Annotated in this window: 27 protein-coding genes; 18 read left to right on the top strand and 9 right to left on the bottom strand. The window is 63.7% G+C overall.

Annotation, left to right across the window (positions count from 1 at the left end; genetic code table 11):
- Positions 1–24: 24 nt before the first annotated feature.
- From KLP42_RS00675 to hemB, 5 genes are all read right to left on the bottom strand, one after another.
- A complete protein-coding gene (locus KLP42_RS00675) occupies positions 25–426 on the bottom strand; it encodes a type II toxin-antitoxin system death-on-curing family toxin (RefSeq protein WP_215563839.1) in 402 nt (133 codons plus the stop codon).
- Positions 423–644 (bottom strand): AbrB/MazE/SpoVT family DNA-binding domain-containing protein, encoded by a 222-nt coding sequence (locus KLP42_RS00670; protein ID WP_215563837.1) that lies wholly within the window; start codon positions 642–644, stop codon positions 423–425. Before KLP42_RS00670 ends, KLP42_RS00675 begins: the two co-directional genes overlap by 4 nt.
- 57 nt (positions 645–701) lie before the next feature.
- Positions 702–1,469, bottom strand: a complete 768-nt coding sequence (locus KLP42_RS00665; RefSeq protein WP_215563835.1) for an arginyltransferase — start codon at positions 1,467–1,469, stop codon at positions 702–704.
- Positions 1,470–1,631: 162 nt separating this feature from the next.
- Positions 1,632–2,090, bottom strand: a complete 459-nt coding sequence (locus tag KLP42_RS00660) for an RDD family protein (protein ID WP_215563833.1) — start codon at positions 2,088–2,090, stop codon at positions 1,632–1,634.
- 103 nt (positions 2,091–2,193) lie between these two features.
- On the bottom strand, positions 2,194–3,207 hold the full coding sequence (hemB, locus tag KLP42_RS00655) for a porphobilinogen synthase (RefSeq protein WP_215563831.1): 1,014 nt from the start codon (positions 3,205–3,207) through the stop codon (positions 2,194–2,196).
- Positions 3,208–3,415: 208 nt separating this feature from the next.
- Here hemB and KLP42_RS00650 point away from each other — a divergent pair, with 208 nt between their 5' ends.
- From KLP42_RS00650 to KLP42_RS00615, 8 genes are all read left to right on the top strand, one after another.
- Positions 3,416–3,856, top strand: a complete 441-nt coding sequence (locus KLP42_RS00650; protein WP_215563829.1) for a DUF6163 family protein — start codon at positions 3,416–3,418, stop codon at positions 3,854–3,856.
- A 229-nt stretch (positions 3,857–4,085) separates the two neighbouring features.
- A complete protein-coding gene (gene ldtR, locus KLP42_RS00645) occupies positions 4,086–4,598 on the top strand; it encodes a transcriptional regulator LdtR (RefSeq protein ID WP_215564787.1) in 513 nt (170 codons plus the stop codon).
- A 385-nt stretch (positions 4,599–4,983) separates the two neighbouring features.
- Positions 4,984–6,318 carry a L,D-transpeptidase family protein gene (locus KLP42_RS00640; RefSeq protein WP_215564786.1) on the top strand — a complete coding sequence of 445 codons (1,335 nt, stop codon included), beginning with the start codon at positions 4,984–4,986 and terminating at the stop codon, positions 6,316–6,318.
- An 84-nt stretch (positions 6,319–6,402) separates the two neighbouring features.
- Positions 6,403–6,963, top strand: a complete 561-nt coding sequence (locus KLP42_RS00635) for an NUDIX hydrolase (protein ID WP_215563827.1) — start codon at positions 6,403–6,405, stop codon at positions 6,961–6,963.
- Positions 6,964–7,133: 170 nt separating this feature from the next.
- Positions 7,134–8,423 carry a serine hydroxymethyltransferase gene (glyA, locus tag KLP42_RS00630; protein ID WP_215563826.1) on the top strand — a complete coding sequence of 430 codons (1,290 nt, stop codon included), beginning with the start codon at positions 7,134–7,136 and terminating at the stop codon, positions 8,421–8,423.
- Between the two features lie 15 nt (positions 8,424–8,438).
- The gene (gene nrdR, locus KLP42_RS00625) at positions 8,439–8,918 is read left to right on the top strand and encodes a transcriptional regulator NrdR (RefSeq protein ID WP_143125518.1); all 480 of its coding nucleotides are present in this window, start codon (positions 8,439–8,441) and stop codon (positions 8,916–8,918) included.
- 4 nt (positions 8,919–8,922) lie between these two features.
- Positions 8,923–10,068, top strand: a complete 1,146-nt coding sequence (gene ribD, locus KLP42_RS00620) for a bifunctional diaminohydroxyphosphoribosylaminopyrimidine deaminase/5-amino-6-(5-phosphoribosylamino)uracil reductase RibD (RefSeq protein WP_215563824.1) — start codon at positions 8,923–8,925, stop codon at positions 10,066–10,068.
- Positions 10,050–10,673, top strand: a complete 624-nt coding sequence (locus tag KLP42_RS00615) for a riboflavin synthase (protein WP_215563822.1) — start codon at positions 10,050–10,052, stop codon at positions 10,671–10,673. The genes ribD and KLP42_RS00615 overlap by 19 nt, the downstream gene beginning before the upstream one ends.
- Before the next feature lie 60 nt (positions 10,674–10,733).
- Here the strand turns inward: KLP42_RS00615 and KLP42_RS00610 are convergent, their stop codons facing one another.
- Positions 10,734–11,072 carry a hypothetical protein gene (locus tag KLP42_RS00610; protein WP_215563820.1) on the bottom strand — a complete coding sequence of 113 codons (339 nt, stop codon included), beginning with the start codon at positions 11,070–11,072 and terminating at the stop codon, positions 10,734–10,736.
- 106 nt (positions 11,073–11,178) lie between these two features.
- A complete protein-coding gene (locus KLP42_RS00605) occupies positions 11,179–11,733 on the bottom strand; it encodes a GNAT family N-acetyltransferase (protein WP_215563818.1) in 555 nt (184 codons plus the stop codon).
- Positions 11,734–11,898: 165 nt separating this feature from the next.
- Here KLP42_RS00605 and ribH point away from each other — a divergent pair, with 165 nt between their 5' ends.
- From ribH to KLP42_RS00585, 4 genes are all read left to right on the top strand, one after another.
- Positions 11,899–12,354 carry a 6,7-dimethyl-8-ribityllumazine synthase gene (ribH, locus tag KLP42_RS00600; RefSeq protein ID WP_215563816.1) on the top strand — a complete coding sequence of 152 codons (456 nt, stop codon included), beginning with the start codon at positions 11,899–11,901 and terminating at the stop codon, positions 12,352–12,354.
- A 3-nt stretch (positions 12,355–12,357) separates the two neighbouring features.
- Positions 12,358–12,837 carry a transcription antitermination factor NusB gene (nusB, locus tag KLP42_RS00595; protein WP_215563814.1) on the top strand — a complete coding sequence of 160 codons (480 nt, stop codon included), beginning with the start codon at positions 12,358–12,360 and terminating at the stop codon, positions 12,835–12,837.
- A 10-nt stretch (positions 12,838–12,847) separates the two neighbouring features.
- On the top strand, positions 12,848–14,074 hold the full coding sequence (locus KLP42_RS00590) for an MFS transporter (RefSeq protein ID WP_215563813.1): 1,227 nt from the start codon (positions 12,848–12,850) through the stop codon (positions 14,072–14,074).
- 191 nt (positions 14,075–14,265) lie between these two features.
- Positions 14,266–16,404, top strand: a complete 2,139-nt coding sequence (locus tag KLP42_RS00585) for a sodium-translocating pyrophosphatase (RefSeq protein WP_215563811.1) — start codon at positions 14,266–14,268, stop codon at positions 16,402–16,404.
- A gap of 117 nt (positions 16,405–16,521) precedes the next feature.
- On the opposite strand, the gene KLP42_RS00580 is transcribed toward KLP42_RS00585, so the two are convergent.
- Positions 16,522–16,995: an outer membrane protein assembly factor BamE gene (locus KLP42_RS00580; protein WP_215563809.1), complete on the bottom strand. Its 474-nt coding sequence runs from the start codon at positions 16,993–16,995 to the stop codon at positions 16,522–16,524.
- A 274-nt stretch (positions 16,996–17,269) separates the two neighbouring features.
- Here KLP42_RS00580 and KLP42_RS00575 point away from each other — a divergent pair, with 274 nt between their 5' ends.
- The 6 genes from KLP42_RS00575 to KLP42_RS00550 all read left to right on the top strand — a co-directional run bounded on the left by KLP42_RS00575 (position 17,270) and on the right by KLP42_RS00550 (position 21,622).
- Entirely contained in the window at positions 17,270–17,806 is a 537-nt protein-coding gene (locus tag KLP42_RS00575) for a ubiquinol-cytochrome C chaperone family protein (protein ID WP_215563807.1), read from the top strand.
- A 9-nt stretch (positions 17,807–17,815) separates the two neighbouring features.
- Positions 17,816–18,385 carry a YceD family protein gene (locus KLP42_RS00570; protein WP_215563805.1) on the top strand — a complete coding sequence of 190 codons (570 nt, stop codon included), beginning with the start codon at positions 17,816–17,818 and terminating at the stop codon, positions 18,383–18,385.
- A gap of 95 nt (positions 18,386–18,480) precedes the next feature.
- Entirely contained in the window at positions 18,481–19,530 is a 1,050-nt protein-coding gene (gene plsX, locus KLP42_RS00565) for a phosphate acyltransferase PlsX (protein WP_215563803.1), read from the top strand.
- 18 nt (positions 19,531–19,548) lie between these two features.
- Positions 19,549–20,520 carry a beta-ketoacyl-ACP synthase III gene (locus KLP42_RS00560; RefSeq protein ID WP_215563801.1) on the top strand — a complete coding sequence of 324 codons (972 nt, stop codon included), beginning with the start codon at positions 19,549–19,551 and terminating at the stop codon, positions 20,518–20,520.
- Between the two features lie 90 nt (positions 20,521–20,610).
- On the top strand, positions 20,611–20,949 hold the full coding sequence (locus KLP42_RS00555; protein ID WP_215563799.1) for an integration host factor subunit alpha: 339 nt from the start codon (positions 20,611–20,613) through the stop codon (positions 20,947–20,949).
- 136 nt (positions 20,950–21,085) lie between these two features.
- On the top strand, positions 21,086–21,622 hold the full coding sequence (locus tag KLP42_RS00550) for a MerR family transcriptional regulator (RefSeq protein ID WP_215563797.1): 537 nt from the start codon (positions 21,086–21,088) through the stop codon (positions 21,620–21,622).
- A gap of 51 nt (positions 21,623–21,673) precedes the next feature.
- Here KLP42_RS00550 and KLP42_RS00545 read toward each other — a convergent pair whose 3' ends face one another.
- Positions 21,674–21,868 carry a hypothetical protein gene (locus KLP42_RS00545; protein ID WP_252192682.1) on the bottom strand — a complete coding sequence of 65 codons (195 nt, stop codon included), beginning with the start codon at positions 21,866–21,868 and terminating at the stop codon, positions 21,674–21,676.
- Positions 21,869–22,004: the final 136 nt, after the last annotated feature.

Below are 22,004 nucleotides of genomic sequence, written 5' to 3'. Positions count from 1 at the left end.
GCAGAGGGGCAGTTGGTCATGTCATTATGGCGTTGCCGCAGGATAAGGTACCGTGTGGTCACGCAGGAACTGCATGCAACCTTCTTCATCAATTTCGCCTGCCGCGACTGCCATGACGAAGGAAAACATCGCCGCATCCGTGACTTCGATCATCAAACCGTTCTCCATTAGGAACACACCGGCTGCGACAATGGCGATACGTTTGTTGCCATCGACGAAAGCATGGTTCCTCGCAAGGCCGAACAGATAGGCTGCGGCCAGTTCGGTCAGATTGTCGCTTCCGTAAAGATTGCGGTCGACCGGACGCGCCAAGGCCGATTCCAGAAGGCCGACGTCGCGTAGTCCGTCCGCCCCGCCGAAGCGAGCGATCTGTCGTTTATGAAGTTCGATGATCAGAGCTTTGGACAGAAAGCGGACGTCGCTCATTCGGCGAGCTTCTTCAACGCGACCTTATACTTTTCCATCAGCAGTTCAGCTGCCGCCAACTGGCGCTGGAAATCCTCGTCGCTTGGTCGCATGGTCAAAGCACCTGCTTCTTCCTTCAGTTCAAGCGTGTCGCCAGCGCGCACGCCCAGGCGATCAAGGACCTCCTTCGGGATGATGATGCCTTCGGAATTGCCTATCTTGCGAACGGTCACGTTCATGAGATTGCTCCATGTTGCAACTGTGTTATAACATGGATTGCCGTACTCTTCAATCGCTCAACCCTCGCTGTCGTCCGCCTCGCTATAGCGTTCCCAGCCGCGCGGTGTCAGGTGTTCCTGCGGCTGGTAGCGGGTCTTGTAGTGCATCTTGGCCGAGCCGCGCACCCAGTAGCCGAGATAGACATGCGGCAGGCCCATCTGGTGGGTGCGGGCAATGTGGTCGAGGATCATGAAGGTGCCGAGCGAGCGGCGGTCGAGCTTCGGGTTGAAGAAGGAATAGACCATGGAGAGGCCGTCGCTCATCAGGTCGGTCAGCGCCACGGCCACCAGTTCGCCCTTCGGCTGGTCGCCGAGCCCGGCGCCGGGCACCCGCTTGCGATATTCGATGAGGCGCGTGTTCACATGTGTGTCCTCCACCATGATCGCGTAGTCGAGCGCCGACATGTCGGACATGCCGCCGCGCGGATGGCGGTCGTCCAGATAACGGCGGAACAGGGCGAACTGCTCGGTGGAGGGCTGGGCCGGCAGCATGGTGCCGACGAGATCGGCATTGGCGGCGATCAGCTTGCGCATGGTGCGGTTGGGCACGAATTCATTGGCGAGGATGCGCACGGAAACACAGGCGCGGCAGCCCTCGCAGGCGGGACGATAGGCAATGTTCTGCGATCGGCGGAAACCGCCCTGCGTCAGGAGATCGTTCATCTCTGTCGCCCGCTGGCCGACCAGATGGGTGAAGACCTTGCGTTCCATCTCACCGGGAAGGTAGGGACATGCTGCCGGGGCTGTCAGATAAAACTGCGGAGAGGGCGTCGCCTGTGTGTTCATCCGCGCAAATGGACCTTCGTTGCAAGAAATACCGCTGAAATCCGTGGGTTCCGCAACATGATTTGCGAGCGCCACGGCAATAGCATGGCGCAAGTTGGGAAAACGTCAACCTTCCCGGAAGGGCCTCCGCGCACAGGCGTCGCGGAGGCGATGGCCGGCGGCTCAGTCGGCGCGGGCAATCACCGTGCCGAGCAGCAGGTCATGAACCAGGCGCGAGCGGTTGGTGAACAGGCCGGCCAGCAGGATGAGCGGCGTCAGCACCGAGTTCAGGATCCAGAACAGCACCATGTGGACGACGGCCGTCAGGAAGTCGATCCGCCGGCCGTCGAGACGCAGCATCACGAGCCCCATCATCCGCATGCCGGGAGAGGCCTGCGTGCGGCCGCCGAGCGTCATGCCGAAATAGAGCAGGGCGACGATGACAAACAGTGCCGAATACAGGAACCACCCGAGGCCGAGCGTGATGACGCCGAGGAAGAACACCACCACCGAGGCCGGAATGCACAGCAGCAGCACCATCACGTAATCAACGATGAAGGCCAGCACGCGTCGGGACAGCACACCGCTATAGGCGCGCCAGTCGTCCGGTGCGGCAATGATGGGGGAATTGTCCAGCGACATGGTCTTCGGGCTCCGTTGTTCCCGCCGGATATGGGGTGTTGCGGCGCGCTCCACAAGGGAGCGGGCGCCGATCGCGTCGGGATCCTCGCCCGTTGCCGAAACGTCAGGCGCCCTTCAGTTTGCGCGCCGCATCCACGGCAAAGTAGGTGAGGATGCCGTCGCAGCCGGCGCGCTTGAAGCAGAGCAGCGTCTCCATCATGATCCGCTCGCCGTCGATCCAGCCGTTCATCGCGGCTGCCTTGATCTGCGTGTATTCGCCGGAGACCTGATAGGCGAAGGTCGGCAGGCCGAAGGCTTCCTTCATGCGCCAGCAGATGTCGAGATAGGCAATGCCCGGCTTGACCATCAGCATGTCGGCGCTTTCCTCCACATCCATCGCCGCGTCGCGCAGCGCCTCGGTGCCGTTTGCCGGGCTGATGTAATAGCTGTTCTTGTCGCCCTTCAGCAGCCCGCCGGTGTTGATCGCCTCGCGATAGGGACCGTAGAAGCCGGAGGCGAACTTGGTGGCATAGGACATGATGCCGACATCCTGGTGGCCGGCCGCGTCGAGCGCGCGGCGGATCGCGCCGATGCGTCCATCCATCATTTCCGACGGTGCGATGATATCGGCACCGGCATCGGCCTGCATCACGGCGGCGCGCGCCACCTGGTCCACCGTCTCGTCATTGACGATGACCCCGTCGCGCAGGATGCCGTCATGGCCGTGGCTGGTGAACGGATCGAGCGCCACGTCGGTGATCAGTCCGATGTTCGGCACGGCCTGCTTCACCGCGCGGGTGAACAGGTTGATCAGGTTGTCGCGCGCGAGGATCTCTGAGCCCGTGGGATCGCGCTTCTCCATCTCCACGTCGGGGAAGGGAGCAACCGCCGGAATGCCAAGATCGGCCGCCTCGCGGATCGCCTCCACCGCCTTGTCGACGCTCATGCGGTTGACGCCCGGCATGGCGCGAATCGGATCGACGATGTTTTCGCCCGGAACGATGAAGATCGGCCAGATCAGGTCATCCACCGTCAGGCGGTTTTCCTGCACGAGACGGCGCGTCCAGTCGGCCTTGCGGTTGCGCCGCATGCGACGGTGGCCGGTGATCTCGTCCACGAGGTGGGTCTTGTCGTTCATGGCGGTCTCGCTTTCGTCGGTTCCAGGCAATGCGGCTGGCTTAACATGCAGCCGGCCGGTTTGCGAAGGGGCAGGCTGCCGCAGGTAAGGGGCGGCAGAGGGCGGTGCAAGCCAGGGCCGGCGGACCAGACGCCGGACATGGCGCTCTCCCGGCCAAAACTGCCCTGCTGGCTGGCGGGCGGCAAAGAACCGGTCTATCTTCCGCGCCATGGACGCTGATTCACCCGCGACACCGAGGCTCAGTCTCACCGAGATCCTGTTCGTGGTCTTCCTCCGGTTGATCGCGGTGGTCTGCCTGTGGTTCGGCCTGCAGTACTGGGGCATGCTCGTCGGCTATTCCTTCGAGGGCCGTGCCCGCTTCGACCTGCTCAATCTTCCCTGGCGCGCAGCCGCTGCGTCGCTTGCCGTGGTTTATCCGGTGGCAGCGCTCGGCCTCTGGCTTGCCGTCTCCTGGGGCCCGGTATTGTGGGCAATCGCCGCCGGCATCCAGATCGCGATGTATCAGGTATGGCCGGACATCTTCGGCCGCAATCTCATCATTCCGCTGATGCACGGGCTCGTCGCGCTGCTTTACGCCGTCTTCCGGCTGGCCATATGGCTGGACGAACGGCGCAAGCAGGAGGAGCGGGTAAGGGTCGATTTACCCTGATTTCGACGGATTTCCGGTTTCTCTTGCGGCGAAAAACTCCGGCAAGTGCTTGAAAAACAAGGGGGCGAGCCGGGTCTGCCGGCGGGCCGCAGCAGGGGCGGGCATCGGTGTTCCACCGGTTAAACCCTTGTTAGCCCTGTGTTTTAAGTCGAATTTTATGCGCATTCGATAGTGTCTCTCACAAGGCGGGAAAACAGACACCGCCAAACGAAACAGTGAGGCAGACATGTTGAACACCAAGATCAAGCCGCAGGCGCAGTCTGTGGCCGACGCCCAGGATGAAACCATCCGCAGCCTCTACATGGAGTCGCTGCATCTGGTCGAGCGACTGCATCGGCGACTGCTCGATGTCATCAAGGACGAGTTCGACCGGCAGGGTCGCGACGACGTCAATGCCGTGCAGGCCCTTCTGCTCTTCAATATCGGAAGCTCCGAACTGACGGCGGGCGAACTGCGCTCGCGTGGATACTACCTCGGCTCTAACGTTTCGTATAACGTCAAGAAGCTTGTCGATCTTGGCTTCATCAATCACCAGCGCTCGCGCATCGACCGCCGCTCGGTCCGCATCAGCCTGACCAAGTCGGGTCAGGAGATCGCCGAGGTCGTGGCAAGGCTCTACGAGCGTCACATCGGCTCCATCGAGAAGGTCGGCGGCATCGGCGAGGGCGAGTTCGCCCAGATGAACAAGCTGCTGCAGCGCCTCGACCGCTTCTGGAACGACTCGATCATGTACCGCCTGTGATCCGGGCGTGCCGCAGCGCTCCGGCTCCTCAACCCATTCCTTGCGACCCCCATCGCCGCTGACTGAACCCAGAGCCTCCAGTCGCGATCGGAACCGGATGCGTCCCCTGCGCATCCGGTTTTCGCGTTGGCAGCGCCGCGGGCGATGACCCCGTGCAACAGCCGGCAAAACTCACATCGCAACACGCAGGCGTGAGCGGCTTTCTGCTGACAAGATATGGCCATATTGCTATGGGACCCGCCATATCCGGTTGTGGAATCTTCCGGCTTTCTAAAATGGCCGGGCCGCCCCGCGAATTGCGGCGCGGAACATCGCCACAGGAAGCTTTGTTAACCATATCGTTGTAGGCACCCGTGATGTGCTTGCGGATAACGTGGATCGAATGATGTCGAAAAAGAGCGAATCCGAACTTCTGTCCCGCCGGACCGTGCTGCGGTCGGCTGCTTCCCTGGGGGCGGTGGCTCTCGCGGCCCCTGCGCTGGCGCAGGATGCGCTGCAGGAAATCATTTCCGCCCCGCAGCGCGGCACCTGGGATGACCAGTTCGATGCCAATGCCGCCTCGCGCACTGCCGTGGATGTCGTGTCCAACAATCCGGTGCTCGGCCCGGCCTCGCCTATGTACATCCAGCAGGCGATCTCCACCTACCAGACCATCGTCGCCAATGGCGGCTGGCCGGAAGTGATGCCTGCCCAGGCCGGCATGCGCATCGGCACCGTCGATCCGGTGGTGCAGCAGCTTCGCCAGCGCCTGATGATCGCCGGCGATCTGCCGCGCTCGGCGGGCATGTCCAATTCCTTCGATTCCTACGTCGATGGCGCCGTCAAGCGCTTCCAGGCCCGTCATGGCCTGCCGATCGATGGCGTGCTCGGCGATTACACGCTGAAGGCGATGAACATTCCGGCCCAGACCCGCCTTGGCCAGCTGGAAACCAATCTTGTGCGCGTCCAGGCCATGTCCGGCGATTTGGGCGAACGCTACGTGATGGTGAACATTCCGGCCGCCTATATCGAGGCGGTGGAGAATGGTCGCGTGGTGCTGCGCAACACGGCCGTCGTCGGACGCATCGATCGTCCGACGCACATCATCAATTCCAAGATCTACGAGGTCATCCTCAATCCCTACTGGACGGCGCCCCGCTCGATCATCGAGAAGGACATCGTGCCGCTGATGCGCAAGGATCCGACCTATCTGTCGCGCAACAACATCCGCCTGTTCGACGGCCGCGGCCAGGAAGTGGCGCCGGAAACCGTGGACTGGTTCGCCCCCAAGGCACCGAACCTGATGTTCCGGCAGGACCCCGGCAAGAACAATGCCATGGCGTCCACCAAGATCAACTTCCACAACCCGAACAACGAATACATGCACGACACGCCCCAGCAGGGCCTGTTCAACAAGCTGATGCGCTTCGAGTCGTCTGGCTGCGTGCGCGTGCAGAACGTGCGCGACCTGATCACCTGGTTGCTGCGCGACACGCCCGGCTGGTCGCGCCAGGAAATCGAGCGCGTCATTGCCTCGCGCCAGAACAACCCGATCAAGCTTGCGGTCGAGGTGCCGGTCTATTTCGTCTACATCACCGCCTGGTCCGCCAAGGACGGCGTCGTGCAGTTCCGCGATGACATCTATCAGCGTGACGGCGCAACCGAGCTTGCGCTGCAGACCAAGACCGGCGTCGAGCAGAGCGCCGGCCCGATTGACGACGACATGCTGCCGCAGCAGTGACGCGGTAAAGGATCTCGCATTTGCAATGGCCGCCCCGGACGGGCGGCCATTTTCATGAGCGGCGGGCAAGGCAGGGGAAAGTCCATGGAAAAGAACTGGAAAGTGCTCCGTTCCGAGTGCCTGCTGAAGGACCGCTGGATCGACCTGCGGGCAGATGCCTGTGAAACGCCCTCCGGCCGCGAGATCAGCCCCTACTACGTCCTCAGCTATGCCGACTGGGTGAACATCGTGGCGATCACCGCGTCCGAGGAGGTGGTGCTGGTGCGCCAGTATCGCCATGCCGTCGCCACGTGGGTCACCGAACTGCCGGGTGGCGTCGCCGATGCCGAGGATCCGTCGCTGGCACAGGCCGCTGCGCGCGAACTTCTGGAGGAAACCGGGTACCGCGTGGCAGAACTGCCCACGGCGGTCTGTTCGCTCTATGCCAATCCGGCCACCAACACCAACCGTGTCCACACCTTCCTGGCGCGTGGCGTCACCTTCGAACGGGTGCCCGAGCTGGAGGCGGGCGAGGAGGGGATGAGCGTACACCTGATGCCGGTCGCGGATGTCATCGCTGCCCTGCGCACGGGCGAGATCCGCCAGTCGATGCATGTGGCCGCCCTCAGCCTGGCGCTGATGGCCTGCGGCTACCTGCGCGCCTGACGGCATCTTGCCGCTTGCGCGCGACCCTCTGCCGCAGCGCAGATCCACTGGAAAGCGCTCCGCGTATCAATTTGGTCGCTGCCTCCCCGGCAAATGTCGCTGCACGTATTGCCCTTGCCGGGGCGGGGGGATATGACGCCATCGCATCAGTTTCTTGCAGGAGCCCTGACATGTCGCATCGAGATGCATTCTTCTCCCGTCCGCTCTCCGAGTCCGATCCGGAAATCTTTGGCGCGATCGAGAAGGAACTCGGTCGTCAACGTCACGAGATCGAGCTGATCGCTTCGGAAAACATCGTGTCCCGCGCCGTGCTGGAAGCGCAGGGCTCGATCATGACCAACAAGTATGCCGAAGGCTATCCGGGCAAGCGCTATTATGGCGGCTGCCAGTTCGTCGATATCGCGGAAGAACTCGCGATCGAGCGCGCCAAGAAGCTGTTCGGCGTCAATTTCGCCAACGTCCAGCCGAATTCCGGTTCCCAGATGAACCAGGCCGTGTTCCTGGCGCTGCTGCAGCCGGGCGATACCTTCATGGGTCTCGACCTGAACTCGGGCGGTCACCTGACGCATGGTTCGCCGGTCAACATGTCCGGCAAGTGGTTCAACGTCGTCTCCTACGGCGTGCGCGAGGAAGATCACCAGCTCGACATGGACGAGGTGGCCCGCAAGGCCGAAGAGCACAAGCCGAAGCTGATCATTGCCGGCGGCACCGCCTATTCCCGCATCTGGGACTGGAAGCGCTTCCGCGAGATCGCCGATTCGGTCGGCGCCTATCTGATGGTCGACATGGCCCACATCGCCGGTCTGGTGGCCGGTGGCGTGCACCCGTCGCCGTTCCCGCACTGCCACGTGGCGACCTCCACCACGCACAAGTCGCTGCGCGGTCCGCGCGGCGGCATGATCCTCACCAATGACGAGGATCTGGCGAAGAAGTTCAACTCGGCCGTCTTCCCGGGCCTGCAGGGTGGTCCGCTGATGCATGTGATCGCCGCCAAGGCCGTTGCCTTCGGCGAGGCGCTGCAGCCGGAATTCAAGGACTATGCCGCCCAGGTGGTGAAGAACGCAAAGACGCTGGCCGAGACGCTGATCAAGCACAATCTCGACATCGTTTCCGGCGGTACCGACAACCACCTGATGCTGGTCGACCTGCGCAAGAAGAATGCAACCGGCAAGCGGGCGGAAGCAGCCCTCGGCCGCGCCTTCATCACCTGCAACAAGAACGGCATCCCGTTCGATCCGGAAAAGCCCTTCGTCACCTCCGGTGTCCGCCTCGGCACGCCGGCCGGCACGACGCGCGGCTTCAAGGAAGCCGAATTCGCCGAGATCGGCAACCTGATCGTCGAGGTTCTCGACGGCCTGAAGGTCGCCAATTCGGATGAGGGCAATGCCGCCGTGGAAGCCGCCGTGCGCGAAAAGGTCGTGGCTCTCACCGACCGTTTCCCGATGTACCCCTACATGTAAGAGGCATTCCGGCTGATGCGCTGCCCCTATTGCGGTTCCGAAGACACCCAGGTCAAGGATTCGCGTCCGGCGGAGGATTTCACCTCCATCCGCCGGCGGCGCATCTGCCCGGATTGCGGCGGGCGCTTCACCACCTTCGAGCGCGTGCAGCTGCGCGAGCTGACGGTGACCAAGAAGACCGGCCGCAAGGTGCCCTTCGACCGCAACAAACTGGTGCGGTCGTTCCAGATTGCGCTGCGCAAGCGCCCGGTCGATGCCGATCGCATCGAGCGGGCGGTATCCGGCATCGTGCGACGGCTCGAAAGCTCCGGCGAGAGCGAGATCTCCTCCGAACAGATCGGCCTGCAGGTGCTGGAAGCGCTGAAGAGCCTCGATGACGTGGCCTTTGTCCGTTATGCCTCGGTCTACCGCGATTTCTCGCATGCCGAGGATTTCGAGAAGGTGATTGCCGAAATCAACGCGAAGATCGGTCGCGATTCGACGGCGGAGTCCTGAGCCCATGGCCGTGACGCCCGAGGACCGGCGCTTCATGGCGGCCGCCATCCGGCTGTCGCGCCGTCACACCGGGCTCACAGCCACCAATCCTTCCGTCGGTTGCCTCATCGTCCGGGACGGCGTGATCCTCGGTTCCGCCGTGACGGCGCGTGGCGGGCGTCCGCATGCCGAGACACAGGCGCTGGAACTTGCCGGCCAGCGCGCCCGTGGCGCAACCGCCTATGTCACGCTTGAACCCTGCTCGCATTACGGCAGGACGCCGCCCTGCGCCAATGCGCTGGTCGCGGCCGGCATTGCCCGCGTCGTCGTCTGCCTCACCGATCCGGATCCGCGCGTTTCCGGCCGCGGCCTGACGATTCTGCGCGATGCCGGCATCGAGGTGGTCAGCGGCGTGCTGGAGGAGGAGGGGCGCCAGGCGCTCGAAGCCTATCTCATGCGCCAGATGAAGGGCCGCCCGCATGTCACGCTGAAGCTTGCCGTTTCGGCCGATGGCATGATCGGCCGCGTCGATGCCGGTCAGGTGGCGATCACCGGCCCGGTCTCGCGCGCGCAGGTGCATGCACTGCGCGCCGAAATGGACGCAATCCTTGTCGGCATCGGCACGGCGATCGCCGATGATCCGGAGCTGACGGTCAGGCTGCCGGGTCTCGAAGACCGCTCGCCGGTCCGCATCGTCCTCGACCGCCATCTGCGCCTGCCGCTGAGCTCGAAACTGGTGCGGACGGCGGGGGATGTGCCGGTCGTGGTGGTTGCTCCACTCTCTGCTGCGCATGCAAGCGAGGTGTTTGCTCCCGGCGTTTCCATATCGGATGAAGATCTCGCCCTCCGTCGCCAGGCCCTCACCGCAACCGGTGTCGAGATCCTCGACGCCGCCGACCTGCCGGATCTCCTGACGCAGCTTGCCACTCGCGGTCTCTCCTCGCTTCTGGTCGAGGGCGGCGCTTCCGTCGCCCGCGCCTTCCTGGATGCCGGTCTGGTCGATCGTATCCTGCTCTTCGAGGGTGAAACGATGATCGGCGAGGGCGGCATTGAATCGCCGCTCACGGCGCACGATATCCCGAAGGATTACAAACCCGTCCGGCGCATGCGCTTCGGGGCGGACAGCTGCTGCGATTACGAAAGGGAATTCGAATGTTTACGGGTATCGTGACGGATGTCGGCACCGTGTCGGAACGGGTGCCGCTCGATGAAGGCATCCGGCTGCGCATTGCCACGAATTACGACCCGGCCACGATCGATATCGGCGCCTCGATTTCACATGCCGGCGTCTGCCTCACGGTAACGAAGCTGTCGGAAGCCGACAGCAACATGCGCTGGTACGAGGTGGAAGCCTGGGAAGAGGCGCTGCGGCTGACGACGATCGCCTCCTGGAGCGTCGGCACCCGTGTCAATCTCGAACGGGCGCTGAAGATCGGCGACGAACTCGGCGGTCACATCGTATCCGGCCATGTCGATGGCAAGGCGGAAATCCTGTCGGTGACGCCGGAAGGCGAGGCGGTGCGCATCCGCCTCCGCGCACCTGCGGAATTCGCGCGCTTCGTCGCGCCGAAGGGGTCGGTGGCGCTGGATGGCACCTCGCTTACCGTCAATGCAGTAGACGGCACGGATTTCGACATCCTGCTCATCCGCCACACGCTGGAAGTCACCACCTGGGGCGAGCGCAAGGCGGGCGATTTCGTCAATTTCGAAGTGGATACCATGGCCCGCTATGCGGCGCGCCTGGCGGAGTTTCCGGCTGCCGCCAGGGCTGGTTGACCGGTAGCGCCCGGCCGGCTGCCGGACGCACTGCCAATTCGGGATCGGTCCGGCAACGGATCAGCGCATGTAGAGAACGAAGCTGCCGTCGGCGGCTTCATCCGCATAGATGAGGTTGCCGATCTCGACATCCTGTGCCCGCAGCTCCTTCGTCAGCACCGGGTTCTCGCGGATCGCCACCTGCAGGGCTTTCACCTCCGGGCTCTGCGGCGACAGGCCGTTGAGATAGTCCTGCAGGGTAACGTGGTCCTCGATCTCGTCGGTCCGCATCAGCAGGAAGCGCGGATTGTGATCCGCCGCCAGCGCTCGGTCCGCCGCCGACATCGCTGCCTGGCTGGTGCCGGCAAGGGCGGCTGCGGTCAGAAGGCCGGTCATGCACACTGTAATCAGGCGTTTCATTGCAATATTCCTCCTCATGAGGTCGGGATACGGCCACGCCGCTGCCGACCGGGAGGATGGTCGCGCCGATGAGCCTCAAAGCCAATTCACCAGCGCGTCATGCGGATTAAATCTTGGCCATGTTCGCCGCCCCGCCGGAGGCGGCTTCCCGGCGCAGGACGACCACCGCCCCATGATAGTCGGTGCGGGCGAATTCACGAAAGCCAAGCCGGTCCGCCAGCGTGAGCGACGGGGTGTTCTCCGGAGCGATGAGCGCCGTCATCATCCGGTCGGCAAACCGTTCGTCCGCCCAGGCCATCATCGCGGTCATGGCTTCGCGGGCATAGCCTTGGCCCTGAAATTCCGGCAGAAGAACCCAGCCGGTTTCCAGCGTGCCGATGAGGGAAGGGGTCATCTCCCGGCGCACCTCGTGAAAGCCCGCCTCGCCGACGAAACGTCCGCTGTCACGCTCCTCGATGGCGAGGAAGCCGAAGCCCATGTGGTGCCACATGCCGACGCGGTTCAGGAGGCGGATCCAGCTGGCCTCGGCGGTCGAGGGCTTGCCGCCGATGTAGCGCACGACCTCTTCATTGGCCCAGAGTGCATGGAAATCGTCGTAATCGGCAGTGACATGCGGCCTCAGAATGAGGCGCTGCGTTTCAAGAACAGGCATGCTCGTCATGTGTGGAGAGACTCCCTTTCAGCAATCGAGCGGGCAATCTGACCTCTTCCGGCGGGCTTGCCCAGCCGAAGCTTTGCGAAAATCGCTTGCCATTCCGCGCGCGCCGTGGTTTGACCGCCCCAATTCCCAACATCTCAAATCGCAGAATTGCGACCAGGACGACCCATGACCGATTCTCTGAAGCCTCATCTCCTCATCGTCGAGGCCCGTTTTTACGACGATATGGCCGACGCGCTGCTGCAGGGCGCAACCTCGGCGCTGGAAGAGGCAGGCGCCACCTATGACGTGATCACCGTGCCGGGCGCGCTTGAAATCCCGCCGGCGATCGCCATGGCGCTCGACGCGGCCGAACAGGGCGGTGTCAATTACGACGGTTTCGTTGCCCTCGGCATGGTCATCCGTGGCGAAACCTACCATTTCGATATCGTCGCCAACGAATCCTCGCGCGCGCTGATGGATCTCGCCGTGTCGGAATCGCTGGCCATCGGCAACGGCATCATGACCGTCGAGAACGACGAGCAGGCCTGGGCGCGTGCGAAGAAGAGCGACAAGGACAAGGGCGGTTTTGCAGCCCGTGCGGCTCTCACCATGATCGAGCTGCGTGAAAAGCTGGGTGCCTGAGCCATGTCCAAGGATCTGCAGCAGCCGGTGAAACCGGCCAACCAGCGGGGTGCCGCCCGTCTCGCCGCCGTGCAGGCGCTCTACCAGATGGATATCGGCGGCACCGGCGTGCTGGAAGTGGTGGCCGAATACGAGGAACATCGCCTCGGCCAGGAGCTTGACGGCGATACCTATCTGAAGGCCGATCCGTCCTGGTTCCGCTCGATCGTCTCCGGCGTCGTGCGCGACCAGACGAAGATCGATCCGCTTGTGCGCGCCACCCTGCAGGAAGGTTGGCCGCTGTCCCGCCTCGATTCGACGCTGCGCGCCATCCTGCGCGCCGGCACCTTCGAAATCCTGGAACGCAAGGACGTGCCCGTGCCGGTGATCGTCACGGAGTATGTCGAGATTGCCCAGGCCTTCTTCGAGGGCGAGGAGCCGAAGATCGTCAACGCGGTTCTCGACCGCATTGCCAAGCAGGTGCGCGGCGACGCGAAGAAATAGGCGGTTTGCAATGGACAGCACGGGCGGCAACGGACTTGAACGGCAGCTGAAGGCCGCCAAACGCAATGTCGCCTTCCTGGCCGCCGCCCAGGCGATCCTCGGTTCGGCCGCCCCCATGGCCATTTCGGTCGGCTCTCTGGCGGGCTACCAGTTGCTGGCCGCCGACAAGTCGCTGGCCACCGCCCCGGTCACCGGCTTCAATGTCGGCACCGCGCTCGGCGCCATGGGCATTGCCGTTGTCTCCCGCTTCCTTGGCCGGCAGGCGGCCTTTATCACCGGAGCGCTGATCGGTGCCACAGGCGGTTCGCTTGCCACCATCGCGCTGTTTCGCGGCGATTTCTGGCTGTTCGCGCTGTCGCTGATGCTGATCGGCATCAGCGGCGGTTTCACCCAGAAGATCCGCTTTGCCGCCGCCGATGCCTCGCCCTCGCATTACAAGCCCAAGGCGATCTCCTGGATTCTCGGCGCCGGCATCGTTTCTGCGGTCATCGGCCCGCAGCTCGCCATCTGGGCGAAGGATGTGTTCGAGCCGGTCACCTTCGCCGGAACCTTCCTCGCGCTGGTGCCGCTCTGCCTTGCCGCGATCGGCATCCTGGTTTTCCTCAGACTGCCACAGCCGGCGGCCGCCTCGGCGACCGGCCAGCCGGCCAGGCCGCTGCGGGAGATCATCACCACGCAGCGTTTCGCCACCGGCATGATCTGCGGCATTGGCACCTATGCGCTGATGTCCTTCGTGATGACGGGCGCGCCGCTTGCCATGGTCGTCGGCTGCGGTTTCCCGACGGAACTCGCAACCCTCGGCATCCAGTGGCATGTGCTTGCCATGTTCGGGCCGAGCTTCTTCACCGGCATGATCATCGCCCGCTTCGGCGCGGAAAAGGTGGTGGCCATGGGCCTCGTCACGCTGATGGGCTGTGCCGTTGTTGCCCATATGGGCATCGAACTCTGGAACTTCTGGGTGGCGCTGGTGCTGCTCGGCATCGGCTGGAACTTCGGCTTCATCGGCGCGACCGCCATCGTCGCCTCCACCTATCGCCCGCACGAGGCCGACAAGGTGCAGGGCTTCCACGACATCATCCTGTTCGGCACGGTGGCGCTGTCGTCCTTCTCCTCCGGCAAGGTCTTCACGGCCTATGGCTGGTCCTTCATGAACCTGTTCATCTGGCCGGTTGCGATTCTCTGCCTCGGTCTGATCGGTCTGCTCATCCTGCGGCGCAAGCCGGCAGCGGCGGCTTGATGTTTGGCAGGGACCTTATCCCCCACCTGAAGTAGGCTCGGGCCACCCCTTGCCGGGCAGGCCCTTGACGCCATTTCATCGCAACCGCAATCTCGCGGGCGAGCGGCAACAAAAGTTCCTTGGGAGGGGAGTTTTGCCGTTCCGCGCCGGCGCGATGTCTGCGGCCGGACTTTTGGGAGAGGAACAATCGTATGACAGTGATACTGGGTGTGATCGTCTGCGGGCTCTTGTCGGTGGTCTACGCCGCTTGGGCCACACGGTCGGTCCTGGCTGCGGACCAGGGCAATCCGCGCATGCAGGAAATCGCCGGCTATATCCGGGAGGGCGCGCAGGCCTATCTGACGCGCCAGTACATGACGATCGCCATTGTCGGCGCGGTGGTGACCGTCGGCACCTGGCTGCTCTTGTCCGGCCTTGCCGCCATCGGCTTCGTCATCGGCGCCGTCCTTTCGGGGGCGGCCGGCTTCATCGGCATGCATGTCTCGGTGCGCGCCAATGTGCGCACCGCCCAGGCCTCCTCGCACAGCCTGTCCGCCGGCCTCGACATCGCCTTCAAGTCCGGGGCGATCACCGGTCTGCTGGTGGCCGGGCTCGCCCTGCTCGGCGTGTCGATCTACTACTGGGTGCTGGTCGATATCCTCGGCAACGGGCCCGGCAGCCGGCACGTCATCGATGCGCTGGTGGCGCTCGGCTTCGGCGCCTCGCTGATCTCGATCTTCGCCCGCCTCGGCGGCGGCATCTTCACCAAGGGCGCCGATGTCGGCGGCGATCTCGTCGGGAAGGTGGAAGCCGGCATTCCCGAAGACGACCCGCGCAATCCGGCAACGATTGCCGATAACGTGGGCGACAATGTCGGCGATTGCGCCGGCATGGCGGCCGACCTGTTCGAGACCTATGCCGTCTCGGTGGTGGCGACCATGGTGCTGGCGGCGATCTTCTTTGCCGGCGTTCCGATGCTGGCCGACATCATGCTCTATCCGCTGGCCATCTGCGCGGTCTGCATCCTCACCTCGATTGCCGGTACCTTCTTCGTCAAGCTCGGCGCCAATGGCTCGATCATGGGCGCGCTCTACAAGGGGCTGATCGCCACCGGCCTGCTCTCCATCGTCGGCCTCGGCATCGCCACCAGCCTCACCATCGGCTGGGGTGCCATCGGCACGGTGGCCGGCAAGGAGATCACCGGCAGCAACCTGTTCTTCTGCGGCATCCTCGGCCTCGTGGTCACAGCGCTGATCGTGGTGATCACCGAATATTATACCGGCACCAACAAGCGCCCGGTCAATTCCATCGCCCAGGCCTCCGTCACCGGGCACGGCACCAATGTCATCCAGGGGCTCGCCGTCTCGCTGGAATCGACCGCACTGCCCGCCATCGTCATCGTCGGCGGCATCATCACCACCTATCAGCTGGGCGGCCTGTTCGGCACCGGCATCGCCGTCACCGCCATGCTGGGCCTTGCCGGCATGATCGTGGCGCTCGATGCCTTCGGCCCGGTTACCGACAATGCCGGCGGCATTGCCGAAATGGCGGGCCTGCCGCCTGAGGTGCGCAAGTCCACCGACGCTCTTGATGCGGTTGGCAACACGACGAAGGCCGTCACCAAGGGCTATGCCATCGGCTCGGCCGGGCTTGGCGCGCTGGTTCTGTTTGCGGCCTATGCCAATGACCTCAGCTACTTCGCCGCGAACGGCCAGCAATATCCCTATTTCGCCGATGTCGGCGAAATCTCCTTCAGCCTTTCCAATCCCTACGTCGTTGCGGGCCTGATCTTCGGCGGCCTGATCCCCTACCTGTTCGGCGGCATGGCGATGACGGCCGTCGGCAAGGCAGGCGGCGCGGTGGTGGAAGAGGTGCGCCGGCAGTTCCGCGAAAAGCCGGGCATCATGCAGGGCACGGACCGGCCGGATTACGGCCGCGCCGTCGACATGCTGACCCGTGCCGCGATTCGCGAAATGATCCTGCCATCGCTGCTGCCGGTGCTGGCACCGATCGTCGTCTATTTCGGCGTGCTGGCGATTTCCGGCTCGAAGGCCTCGGCCTTTGCGGCGCTCGGCGCCTCGCTGCTCGGCGTCATCATCAACGGCCTGTTCGTCGCCATCTCCATGACCTCCGGCGGCGGCGCCTGGGACAATGCCAAGAAGAGCTTCGAGGACGGCTTTGTCGACAAGGACGGCCAGAAGCACTTCAAGGGGTCGGATGCGCACAAGGCTTCCGTCACCGGCGATACGGTGGGCGATCCCTACAAGGATACCGCCGGCCCGGCCGTCAATCCGGCGATCAAGATCACCAATATCGTGGCGCTGCTGCTGCTGGCCATTCTCGCTGCCTGACGGGACTCTGCCGGGACGTTAGGGCTGCCGGGACATTCCCGGCAGCACCATCCGGAAACGAAGAAACCCGCGGAGACGATCCGCGGGTTTCGTGCATGTCGGCTTGTCTGCCCGGCCTCAGTTGCCGAGCAGGTTGCGGAAGGCGGCAGCGCCCGCATTGGCACCGGAGCCGGCGCCCGTCAGCAGTTGCTGCAGGAAGGTCAGGTCGCGGCCGCCGGTCGGGGTCGTGCGGGTGATCGTGTCGAACACCTTGCCGTCCTGCAGCGTATAGACCGCGCGGCGGGCAACGACGCCCTTCTTGTCGAAGTAATAGGCAACGACCGTCTGTTCGACGATGCGCGGCTTCATGAAGGCGACCGGGCGCTCGCGCTTCTGGGAAATGTAGTAGAACACCTCGCCGTCGAAGGTTGCCGTCGTGGAGGGGGTGCCCATGGACAGCAGAACCTGTTCGCGGCTGGAGCCCACCGGCGTCAGGTCGAGGGCGTCCTTGTCCAGCACATAGCCGTTATAGATGGTTTCGCCGATGCCGGTGCTGCACCCGGCCAGTCCCAGCGTCATGCTGACCGCCAGAATCGCGGCCTTGCCGGCCATATTCACTTGAGACCCAAACACCCGCTTGCTCAACACGCTGTCCTCATGTGTTCCATCCCGCCTTCCGTAGACCGCCGTGCTGCGACAGCATTGTGGCTATTCCACGAACACCCGCGCTTTCGCTGCAGGCTTTGCCCGAATTCCCGCCCCTCGGCGGTTGCCACGCCGGAACGGCATTGCAATTCGTGCCTGCTTCGGTAAACCAGCTTTCGCTTCCATGCAACACGGCTGGCGTGGCCAGTCCCCGGTTTGACGGGCAAGAGTGCAGGGTTTGATGATCTTTGGTCTGTTCCGCAGGAAAAATGGCAACCGCGCCATCGTCGAGCGCCAGTATGCGGCCTTGACTTCGGCTGCCCGCATTCCTTTCTTTTATACGGATCTCGGCGTGCCCGATACGGTGATGGGCCGCTTCGAGATGCTGTCGGTGGTGATGATCCTGTTTTTCCGGCGCACGGCTACCTCGCCCATCAGCGGTCAGGAGTTGGCGCAGGAGATCGTCGACGCCTTCTTCCAGGATATCGACCATTCGATCCGAGAGCTTGGCATCGGCGATCAGGGTGTGCCCAAGCGCATGAAGAAGCTGGCCGGCATGTTCTACGGGCGCCTGCAATCCTATGCGGCAGCCATGGATGCCGGCGACGCGGCAGGGCTGGAAGAGGCCCTGCGCCGTAACTTTCACCCCGCCGCAAGCGACGCCCCTGCGATGCACGGGCTTGCCCGATGGATGATGACTGCCGAAGCAGCGCTGAAGCAAGTGCCCGAAGACGCGATCGCGCGTGGCACTCTCGCGCTGCCGACGCCAGAAACGTGAGGTTTTATCGTGACTACCAACCCGGATCGTGGCGCCGTGGCGCCGTTTTCCTACCCCGTGAAGGTCGGGCATGTCTCGGCCAATGCGGTCAGCGTGCATGTGGAGGCCAGTGAGCGGGAGCGTCGGGCGCTGGCCGAGGTCTGGCAGGTGCTGTCGGTCGAATCGCTCAGCGCCGAGATGCAGGTCGGGCGCTGGAAGAAGGATGGCGTGCGGCTGAAGGGCCGGGTGAAGGCGCATGTGGTGCAGGCCTGCGTGGTGACGCTGGAGCCGGTCGACGACATCATCGACGAGCCCTTCGAGCAGATCTTCATTCCGGAAGGCTCCAAGCTTGCCCGCCTGGTGAGCGGCGACAGCGCCGAGATGGTGCTCGATCCGGATGGCCCCGACCTGCCGGAAACCTTTGTCGGCGATACGATCGATGCGGGCGTCGTGGTGGCGGAATTCGTGGCGCTGTCGCTCAATCCCTATCCCCGCAAGCCGGGCAGCCAGTTTGCCGACCATATCGAGTCCGACGAGACGACCGATGAGCGCAAACCCAATCCTTTCGCCGTGCTGAAGGACTGGAAAAACAAGGAATAGCGTTTGCATTTTCCCAGGAATGAGTTGTATGCGGCGGCAAAAGCATTATTTTGGCCGCGATTTCGCCAAGCGCGGGACAGAAGGATCAGGAGCGCGTGATCAGGATTTCTCTCGACGCCATGGGTGGCGATTTCGGTCCTTCGGTTGTCATTCCGGGTGCGGCCAAGGCGCTGGAGCGCCATCCGGACGCGACCTTCATCATCTATGGCCAGAAGGCCGAATGCGAGCCGCTGCTTGCCCGTCATCCGAAACTGAAGGAAAAATCGGTCTTCCATGATTGCGAGGTGGCAATCACCATGGACGAGAAGCCGAGCGCTGCCTTGCGGCGCGGCCGCTATACCTCGTCCATGTGGCGCGCTATCGAGGCGGTAAAGACCGGCGAGGCCGATGTCGTCGTTTCGGCCGGCAATACCGGCGCGCTGATGGCCATGGCCAAGTTCTGCCTGCGCACCATGGCAACCATCGAACGCCCGGCGATTGCCGGCATCTGGCCGACGCTGCGCGGCGAAAGCATCGTCCTCGATGTCGGGGCGACGATCGGCGCCGATGCGCAGCAGTTGCTCGATTTCGCCCTGATGGGCGGCGCCATGGCGAGAGCGCTGTTCGAGATCGAGCGTCCGACCGTCGGCCTGCTGAATGTCGGCGTGGAAGAGGTGAAGGGCCAGGAAGAGGTCAAGGAAGCCGGCCGGATGATCCGCGAGGCCAACCTGTCCACCATCGCCTATCACGGCTTCGTCGAGGGCAATGACATCGGCAAGGGTGTGGTGGACGTGGTCGTCACCGAAGGCTTCACCGGCAATATCGCCCTGAAGACCGCGGAGGGCACGGCCCGGCAGATGGCCGAACTGCTGCGGTCCGCCATGTCGCGCACGCTTCTGTCGAAGATCGGCTATCTGCTTGCCAAGAGCGCCTTCGATCTGCTGCGCGAGAAGATGGACCCGCGCAAGGTCAATGGCGGCGTCTTTCTGGGCCTGAACGGCATCGTCATCAAGAGCCATGGCGGCACGGATGCGGAAGGCTATGCGTCCGCCATCGATGTGGGCTACGACATGGTGCGCAATGCCCTCAACGACAAGATCGCACAGGATCTGAAGACCTATCATGCCCGCCGCCTGCCGCCGGCAGGACCGGAAGAAGCGGCGTAACAAACAGGAACAACGAGCATGATCCGTTCAGTGGTTCTCGGGTATGGCGCAGCGCTTCCCAAGCGCGTCGTCCCGAACAAGGAACTCGAAAGCCTGGTGGAAACGTCCGATGACTGGATCGTGCAGCGCACCGGCATCCGCCAGCGCTACATCGCCGGCGACGGCGAAACCAGCGCCTCTCTCGGCGAGCAGGCAGCGCGCGCCGCGCTCTCGCGCGCCGGCCTGACGCCGGACGACATCGATCTGGTGATTGTCGCCACATCGACGCCGGACAACACCTTTCCGGCCACCGCCGTCAACATCCAGAACCGGCTGGGCATGACGCATGGCTATGCCTTCGACGTGCAGGCCGTCTGTACCGGCTTCGTCTATGCGGTGGCAACCGCCGATGCGCATCTGCGCGCCGGCCTTGCCCGCCGCGCCGTCGTGATCGGCGCCGAAACCTTCTCGCGCATTCTCGACTGGACCGATCGCACCACCTGCGTGCTGTTCGGCGATGGCGCCGGCGCCATCGTGCTGGAAGCGCAGGAAGGGGAGGGCACCATTGCCGATCGCGGCGTGCTGACCGCGCATCTGCGCTCTGACGGCTCGCACAAGGACAAGCTCTATGTCGATGGCGGCCCGTCCTCCACCGGCACGGTCGGTCATCTGCGCATGGAAGGCCGCGAGGTGTTCAAGCACGCCGTCGGCATGATCACCGACGTGATCGAGGCCGCCTTCGAGGCGACCGGCACTACGGCAGAGGATCTCGACTGGCTGGTGCCGCATCAGGCGAACCGCCGCATCATCGACGGCTCTGCCAAGAAGCTTGGCATTCCCCCGGAGAAGGTGGTGGTCACGGTGGACCTGCACGGCAACACCTCCGCCGCTTCCATCCCGCTCGCGCTGTCGGTGGCCGCAGAGGATGGCCGCATCAAGCAGGGCGATCTGGTGATGCTGGAAGCCATGGGCGGCGGCTTCACCTGGGGTGCCCTTCTGATTCGCTGGTAATCTCGCGTTTACAAGTGCTTGACCGTGAACCCCAAGGAACATAGTGTTTGGGCGCTTCACGAATAAAACGAACAGTGACGGGCGGGGGCCATGGCCGGCAAGACAGTGACCAGAGCAGACTTGGCGGAATCGGTGTTTCGCAAGGTCGGGCTTTCGCGGACGGAGTCGGCCGAACTTGTCGAGACGGTCATCGACGAGATCTGCAATGCCATCGTGCGCGGGGAGACGGTGAAACTGTCTTCCTTCGCCACCTTTCAGGTGCGTTCCAAGAACGAACGCATCGGCCGCAACCCGAAGACCGGCGAGGAAGTGCCGATTTCGCCCCGCCGGGTGATGACCTTCAAGGCGTCGAACGTGCTCAAGCAGCGCATTCTCAAGGCGCATCTCGCCCGCAAGGCCAAGCAGAAGCCCGTCAATCCGCCGGGCTGATCGCCGTCCTGTCGCATTCGTCTGTTTATCATTTCTTGAAACGCTTGAATTCGACGCCGTAAGCCGTTGAAATGCGGTTTATCAATCGAAATGCCGTTGCGTGAGTCGGCGCATTGCCGGCGGTGGAGATGAAAACGTGGACAAGAGCCCGGACGCCTTTCGCACCATCAGCGAAGTAGCCGACGATCTGGACCTTCCCCAGCACGTGCTCCGCTTCTGGGAGACACGTTTTCCGCAGATCAAGCCGATGAAGCGGGGCGGCGGTCGCCGCTACTATCGTCCGGAAGACGTGGATCTTCTCAAGGGCATCCGCCACCTTCTCTACGATCACGGCTACACCATCAGGGGCGTGCAGAAGCTGCTGAAGACGAACGGCAACAAGTTCGTCCAGGCCATTGCTTCGGGCGACATGGCCACGATGGAGGCCATCATGGCCGCCAGCAACGACCGCGTGGCCGAACCCAAGATCGCCAGCCCCGAGGACGACCAGATCGTCGGCCGGCCCAAGGCGAAGCCGAGCGGCCGATTCTTCGGCTTCGGCGGTGGCGGCGAGGATGATTCGCTGGAAGTGTCGATCGGCAAGAGTTCGATCGGCAAGGAGGATCGTGCCCTGCTGCAGGAAGCGCTGTTCGATCTGCTGGAATGCAAGCGGCTGCTGGATCAGGTGCGCTGACGCTGCTTTGCCGGTGAAGAACCGCGCCGCTGGCTTCCGTCTGTCCCGCCGTCAGCCGGCGCCGCCGACGGGGGTGATCACGATGCCGCTTCCTGCGCAATCCGGACAGTCCGCCCCGTCGATCTCGCCGGTGCCCAGGCATCGACGGCAGGTGTTCTCGCCGGAGTTCGGCGTGCCGGGCGGCACGGCATCGGGATTGTCGGTGGTCGCGGGTGCCTTGCCCGCCGCTAACGTCATCTGCTGCATCCAGCGCTCCTTCCGGCGGCCACGAAGGCACGTTCGTGGGTGGCCCGCCTGTTCTGCCTGTCAGCACCAAACCGGAAACGCGACGGCCTGTTCCATCGGTTCCTGCCGGTCCGCACTGGAGGTTGGCCATGAAGGT

The organism is Rhizobium sp. CSW-27, from assembly GCF_018760785.1.
Taxonomy (GTDB): domain Bacteria; phylum Pseudomonadota; class Alphaproteobacteria; order Rhizobiales; family Rhizobiaceae; genus Neorhizobium.
Note: the sequence above shows the minus strand (reverse complement) of the source record. Positions and strands in the feature narration are given on the sequence as shown.